Origin of the sequence: Microbacterium sp. ISL-103 (assembly GCF_018613995.1) — a bacterium.
In the GTDB taxonomy this organism is placed as follows: domain Bacteria; phylum Actinomycetota; class Actinomycetes; order Actinomycetales; family Microbacteriaceae; genus Microbacterium.
In genome coordinates this window covers 1-6,635 of sequence record NZ_JAGGPD010000406.1, presented here as the reverse complement: position 1 = coordinate 6,635, position 6,635 = coordinate 1, and the positions used below count along the sequence as shown (strand labels likewise).

The following is a 6,635-nucleotide window of genomic DNA, read 5'->3' as shown; positions in this document are numbered from 1 at the left end:
CACAGGTGCGCTGCCGTGGACGATCGACGAGCTCTAGCTCGCGAGCAGGCGCCTCAGGTGCCCTCCGACGGCCTCGGTCTCGATGAGGAAGCCGTCGTGACCGAAGTCGCTGGTCAGTACCACGGCATCGGTCCCGTCGAGGGTGTTCGGGATGCTGCGCGCGATGCGGTGCTGTCCGTCGACCGGGAAGAGCCGGTCGCTGTCGATCCCGAGCACGAGCGTGGTCGCGGTGACCGATCGCAGCGCCTCTTCGACACCGCCCCTGTCGCGCCCGACGTCGTGCGAGTTCATCGCCTCGACGAGCGTGATGTAGCTGTTCGCATCGAAGCGACGGGTGAACTTGTTGCCGTGGAAATCGAGGTACGACTCGACGGCGAAGCGTCCTCCGTGGCCGAGCGGTGAGACGCCGGACTGCCACGATCGCTGGAATCGCTGGTTGAGCTCGATCGGGCTGCGGTAGTTCAGCAGAGCCATGCGACGGGCGAGGGCGAGGCCCCGGTGCGGGCCGTCGCCGTCGGCGAGGTCGTAGTACTCGCCGCCCTGGAACCGCGGGTCCATCCGGATCGTCTCGAGCTGCACCGTGTTCAGCGCGATCTGGTCGGCGGTGGTGACCGGCGGAGAGGAGAGCACAGCGAGCCGGGCGACGCGCTCGGGGTGCGAGACGGACCATTCGAGGGCGTGCATCCCACCCATCGACCCGCCGATCACCGCGGCCCAGGTGTCGATCCCGAGCGCGTCGGCGAGACGGACCTGCGCCGCGACCTGGTCGCGGATGGTGAGGTAGGGGAAGCGCGATGCCCACTCGTAACCCGAGGGCGCGATGCTGGCGGGTCCTGTGGAGCCCTGGCATCCGCCGAGCATGTTCGGAGCGATGACGAACCAGCGGTCGGTGTCGAGCGGCTTGCCGGGTCCGGTGATGTCCTCCCACCAGCCCGCGGTCGGATGCCCGGCCCCTGCGTCGCCGCGCACGTGGCTGTCGCCGGTGAGGGCGTGCAGCACGAGGATCGCGTTGTCACGGGCCTCGTTCAGCTCGCCCCAGGTCTCGAACGCCACACGGATCCCGGGGAGCTCGGCCCCGCTCTCGGTCGGGAACGCGCCGAACGAGGTGAAGTGTCGCCCGCCCACCGGGTCGCCATCGCGCCAGGCTCCGGTCGCAGGTGGTCTCGCGCGGAGCAGACGGACGTCGGCCTCCGTCACGGGTGCCGAGGGCACCGTGTCTTCAGAGGTCGTCTGCCAGTCCATGTAACCCATTCTCGCGTGGCCCGCGCTCTGCCGGACGCACGTTACGGTTCCCGGGTGCGCCGCACGTGAACCGGCGGTGGTGGGCGGCTCAGGGTGCCAGCGTCGTGACCGTCGCGAGGTGGTCGCTGCTGCCGGCCCGCATCGTCGTCGACCCGAGCACGGTCATGCCGCGTGTGAACACGTGGTCGATGCGGGCGAGCGGCAGGGCGGCGGGCCAGGTGAAGCCGAGTGAGCCGTCGGTGGGCCTCGCCCAGTCCAGTTGCGAGCGGATGGCACCGAGCGCCGGGTCGGCGGATGCGGCGTTGAAGTCGCCGACGACGACGATGGCCTCCGCGGCGTCCGAGGCGACGGCGTCGGCGATACCCGTCAGCATCGCGTCCCGATCGTGCTGGACCCCCGGACGCACCGAGGCCGCGTGCATGACGTACACGGCGATGTCGGCATCCGGGGTGTTCACGACCACGCGCAGCGCGCGCTTCCAGTCGAGGCCGAGGGTCAGAGCCTCGGCCTCGGACATCGGGAAGCGGCTCCAGACGGCGACCGTGCCGATGGCATACGAGTGCGGGTACTCGGCGGCGAGCGTGTCGCGTGCGGCCGCGAGGCTGTCGGCGTCGAGCTCGGTCAGCGCGATGATGTCGGCGCCGGCGGCGGCGAGCTCGGCTGCGGATTCGGCCGCTCCTCCCGAGTGCGCGCGCACGTTCTGGCTGACGATCTCGACCGACGCCGGCGGGGAATCGGCGCCCGACGCGAAACCCGCAGCGGAGGGAGCGATCGCGAGCGCCCATACCAGGATCGGCACGAGCAGCACCAGGATGACGCGGCGGGCGACGATCAGCGCGAGGAAAGAGATCACGCCGAGCACGAGACCGCACCACGGCAGCACGACTGCGGCCGCCGTGCCCACGACGCCCGGTATCCAGACGCACACGACGGCGATCAGCACCACGATCCCGACGAGTGCGATGAGTCGCCCTGCGCGCGCGTTCGTGCGGCGGCGGGTCGGCGGGTGGGATGTCGTGGTGATCTGGGGCTCCTCGGGAGGGGATGCCATTCTCGGGGGAGCAGTCTGTGCAGCGGCCGAGCGCCGTCTGAGAACACAGGAGTGCCCCGAGCCGAAGCCCGGGGCACTCCTGTGTCGCTGACGTCGGATCAGGCGCGAGCTGCCTCCGAGACACGGCGAGCCGCAGCGAGCGCCTCGTCGAGATCGGCCTTGAGGTCTTCGACGTTCTCGATGCCGACGGAGAGCCGCACGAGACCGGGGGTGACACCGGCGGTGAGCTGCTGCTCGGGCGTGAGCTGCGCGTGAGTGGTGGATGCCGGGTGGATGACGAGCGAGCGCACATCGCCGATGTTGGCGAGGTGGCTGAACAGCGACAGGCTGTTGACGAACTCGCGGCCGGCCTCGACGCCGCCCTTGAGTTCGAACGACAGCACCGCGCCGACGCCCTTGGGGGCGTACTCGTTCGCCTTGGCGTACCAGGGGGAGGAGGGCAGTCCCGAGTAGTTGACGGAGGCGACGTCGTCGCGGCCGTCGAGCCACTCGGCGATCTCCTGCGCGTTCTGCACGTGACGCTCGATACGCAGCGACAGGGTCTCGATGCCCTGGATGAGGTTCCACGCGCTCTGCGGTGCGATCGCCGAGCCCAGGTCGCGGAGCAGCTGCACCCGTGCCTTGATGATGTAGGCCAGAGGGTCGCCGACCGCCGCGGTATAGCTCGCACCGTGGTACGAGGGGTCGGGCTCGGTGAGGCCCGGGAAGCGCTCGACGTTCTTCGACCACTCGAAGGTGCCGCCGTCGATGATCACGCCGCCGATCGTGGTGCCGTGGCCGCCGAGGAACTTCGTGACGGAGTGCACGATGATGTCAGCGCCGTGCTCGAACGGGCGGATCAGGTACGGGGTGGCGATCGTGTTGTCGACGATCAGCGGGACGCCGCCCTCGTGCGCCACGTCTGCGACGGTGCGGATGTCGAGGATGTTGATCTGCGGGTTGCCGATGGTCTCGGCGAAGAAGAGCTTGGTGTTCGGGCGCAGCGCGCGGCGCCACTCCTCGGGGTCGTCCTGGTTCTCGACGAACGTGACCTCGATGCCGAGCTTCGCGAGCGTGTACTTGAAGAGGTTGTACGTGCCGCCGTAGATCGAGCTCGACGAGACGATGTGGTCGCCGGCCTGAGCGATGTTCAGCACGGCGAACGTCGACGCCGCCTGGCCGCTGGAGAGGACGAGGGCGCCGGTGCCCCCCTCGAGCGCGGCGAGGCGCTGCTCCAGGACATCCTGGGTCGGGTTCTGGATGCGCGTGTAGATGTTGCCGAACTCGGCCAGGGCGAAGAGGTTCGCCGCGTGGTCAGCGCTGTCGAACACGTAGGACGTGGTCTGGTAGATCGGGGTGGCGCGGGCCTTGGTCACCGGGTCGGGAGCAGCGCCGGAGTGGATCTGCTTGGTCTCGAAACGCCAGGTCTCGGGTGCGGACATGTGTTCCCCCTGGAACTGTTGGAAGGTCGATTCGACTGATGTCGTTGCATGAGACAGTACGGAATATCGGCGGCTGTCAACAGCGGGTGGGAAATGTGACGTAACCTGCCCGCGCTGCGGCTCCGGCGCGACGTGTTCGCAGCTCAGGGCCGGGGCAGCAGTGCCGCGGCCCACGCGCGTGCGGTCTGGAACGGCTCGGCGAACGTCGCCATGCCCACCGTGACGATCGCGCCCTCGTAGAGCAGCATCATCGCCTGCGCCATGGCGCGGGGGTCGGTGATCTGCGCCTCGGAGCAGAGGTCGGCGAAGAGATCGAGCAGCCACACCTTCTGGCGCGACACCTCGGGGAACACCGGGTGATCGTCGTTGCCGTCGCCGATCTCGGCGCGGGCGTTGATCGCGCTGCATCCCTTGGGGCTGTTCTCGTCCGACCAGGAGACAGCGGCGTCGAAGATCGCGAGGATGCGATCGGGGCCAGGGGTCGGCACGAGTGCCAGCTGTGCGGCGACATGCTCTCGCCAGCGCGCATCGCGGTGCTGCAGATAGGAGACGACGAGCGCCTCTTTCGATCCGAACCGGTCGTAGAGCGTCTTCTTCGTGACGCCCGCGGCCTCGGCGATCGTGTCGACGCCGACGGCGTGGATGCCGCGTTCGTAGAAGAGATGCGAGGCGGCGTCGAGCACGCGCCTCCCTCCGGGGGTGAGCGGGGCCAACTCGGGAACGGGCTGCGTCATGGGATCGACTATACCAGTCTGTATAGTCGATCCCATGAGTAAACAGATCGGTGTACTTCGTGCCTCGGTGACGATCGCCGCAGCGGCAGCATTCGTCGTCACATGGAGCTCGGGGTTCATCATCCCCGCGTTCGCGACCGTCGATGTCTCGCCGCTGACGCTCCTCGTGTGGCGCTTCGTGCCGCTGGCCGTCGTGCTGCTCGTCCTCGTCTTCCTCACAGGAGCGGCGAGGGGAGTACGCCGCCGCGATCTGCGCATCCAATCCGCGATCGGGCTCTTCGCCCAGTTCGGATACTGTCTCGCGGTATACGGCGCCGTCGCCGCCGGCATCGCCACCGGCACCGTCGCCCTGATAGACGCGGTTCAGCCGCTCATCGTGGCGGTGCTCGTCGGACCGATCCTCGGACTCCGGGTCCGCGGATCGCAGTGGATCGGACTCGGGGTGGGGGCGATCGGGGTGCTGCTCGTCGTGCAGTCGCAGCTCGGCGCCACCGATGCGCCTCCGTCGGCCTATGCGCTGCCCGCGATCGCGATGGTCTGCCTCATCGTCGGCACGCTTCTGCAGCGCAAGACCGGGGTGCACACGGGCGTGCTCGTGACTCTGACCGTGCATGTGACGGTGACAGCGGTGCTGCTCCTGGTGATCGCCGCGGCGACGGGGATGCTGGTGCCTCCGGGGTCGGGGTCGTTCTGGCTCGCCGTCGTGCTGACCGCCGTGTTCCCGACCCTCGCGGCTTACGGCCTGTACTGGTGGCTGCTGGCACGCGTGGGCATCACCGCGCTGCAGGCGCTGCTCTTCCTCATCGCGCCCGCGACGTCACTGGGCGGCAGCATCCTGCTGGGCGAGCCGCTGACCCTCGTCACCGCCGCGGGGTTCGCGTTGTGCGCCATGGGGGTCTCACTGGTGCTCGTCGGGGAGGCACGGACGAAGATGCCGGCGGCGCAGACGATCGGGTGACACGACGCGACGGTGTGCGCCCGCGATTCCGGCGGGAACATCGTACGGTGGAGGCATGGTGAACAGGCGTGCAGTGGTGACCGGTGCGAGCTCGGGAATCGGACAGGCGACGGTGCGCGCGCTCCGCGCCCGCGGATGGGGCGTCGTGGGCGTGGCGCGTCGCGAATCGCGATTGGCCGCGCTCGCCGCGGAGACCGGTGCATCGGCAGTCGCGTGCGACCTGACGGATCCGGATGCCGTCGCCGCGCTGATCGCCGAGCTCGAGGCATCGGGCCCCGTGCACGCCCTGGTGCAGGTCGCCGGAGGCGCGCGCGGCACGGATCGCGTCGAGAACGCATCGGTCGACGACTGGCAGTGGATGTACGACGCGAACGTGCTGTCGAGTCAGCGCCTGGTCGCAGGGCTCCTGCCGCTGCTGCGGTGGGCGGCCGCGGCCGACGGACACGCCGACACCGTGTTCGTGACCTCGACGGCCGCGCAGGTCGCCTACCCGGGCGGTGGTGGCTACAACGCAGCCAAAGCCGCGCAGGCGATGCTCGTGCACGCTCTCCGTCTCGAACTCAACGGCGAGCCGATCCGCGTCGCCGAGATCGCACCCGGAATGGTGCACACCGAGGAGTTCACGCTCAACCGCCTCGGGGGCGACTCGGTCGCCGCCGAAGCCGTCTACTCCGGCGTCGAGGCGCCGTTGCGCGCCGAAGACGTCGCGGATGTCATCGCCTACGCGCTGGACGCCCCCGCGCACGTCAACCTCGATCTCATCACGATGCGTCCGGTCGCGCAGTCGGCGAACCACCTGCTCGCCCGCGGTCCGCTGCGCGTGCGACCGATCGACTGAGCGATGACACCGCGGACTCTCGCCGAGCTCGCCGTCGACGGAGTGATCGATCCGGAGTGGGCCGACGCTCTCGCCCCGGCGCAGCACACGATCACCGCGCTCGGAGAGCGGCTGCGCGAGGAACAGGCAGAGGGGCGTGGCTACCTGCCCGCCGGCGACCACGTGCTGCGCGCCTTCGAGCGCCCGATGTCTGCCGTGAAGGTGCTCATCACCGGACAGGATCCGTATCCGACCCCCGGACACCCGATCGGTCTGTCGTTCGCGGTCGACGCTCACGTTCGCCCGCTGCCGCGCAGCCTCGGGAACATCTACAAGGAGCTCGATAGCGCCCTCGGCCTCCCGCCTGCCCCGCCCGGCGCCCTGACCGCGTGGAGCGACCAGGGCGTGCTCC

Annotated in this window: 7 protein-coding genes; 3 read left to right on the top strand and 4 right to left on the bottom strand. The window is 69.5% G+C overall.

The window, feature by feature from the left end; translation table 11 throughout:
• Nucleotides 1-33: 33 nt before the first annotated feature.
• The 4 genes from J7E68_RS14580 to J7E68_RS14565 all read right to left on the bottom strand — a co-directional run bounded on the left by J7E68_RS14580 (nt 34) and on the right by J7E68_RS14565 (nt 4,448).
• On the bottom strand, nt 34-1,242 hold the full coding sequence (locus J7E68_RS14580; protein ID WP_215173743.1) for a homoserine O-acetyltransferase: 1,209 nt from the start codon (nt 1,240-1,242) through the stop codon (nt 34-36).
• An 88-nt stretch (nt 1,243-1,330) separates the two neighbouring features.
• Nucleotides 1,331-2,293: an endonuclease/exonuclease/phosphatase family protein gene (locus tag J7E68_RS14575; RefSeq protein ID WP_215173741.1), complete on the bottom strand. Its 963-nt coding sequence runs from the start codon at nt 2,291-2,293 to the stop codon at nt 1,331-1,333.
• 98 nt (nt 2,294-2,391) lie between these two features.
• The gene (locus tag J7E68_RS14570) at nt 2,392-3,714 is read right to left on the bottom strand and encodes a bifunctional o-acetylhomoserine/o-acetylserine sulfhydrylase (protein ID WP_215173739.1); all 1,323 of its coding nucleotides are present in this window, start codon (nt 3,712-3,714) and stop codon (nt 2,392-2,394) included.
• 143 nt (nt 3,715-3,857) lie between these two features.
• Nucleotides 3,858-4,448, bottom strand: a complete 591-nt coding sequence (locus J7E68_RS14565; protein WP_215173737.1) for a TetR/AcrR family transcriptional regulator — start codon at nt 4,446-4,448, stop codon at nt 3,858-3,860.
• 34 nt (nt 4,449-4,482) lie between these two features.
• On the opposite strand from J7E68_RS14565, the gene J7E68_RS14560 reads away from it, so the two are divergent.
• The 3 genes from J7E68_RS14560 to J7E68_RS14550 all read left to right on the top strand — a co-directional run.
• Entirely contained in the window at nt 4,483-5,406 is a 924-nt protein-coding gene (locus tag J7E68_RS14560; protein ID WP_251049019.1) for a DMT family transporter, read from the top strand.
• 55 nt (nt 5,407-5,461) lie between these two features.
• Nucleotides 5,462-6,244 (top strand): SDR family oxidoreductase, encoded by a 783-nt coding sequence (locus J7E68_RS14555; protein WP_215173736.1) that lies wholly within the window; start codon nt 5,462-5,464, stop codon nt 6,242-6,244.
• A 3-nt stretch (nt 6,245-6,247) separates the two neighbouring features.
• A partial coding sequence (locus tag J7E68_RS14550) for a uracil-DNA glycosylase (RefSeq protein WP_215173734.1) occupies nt 6,248-6,635 on the top strand: 388 nt, incomplete at its 3' end.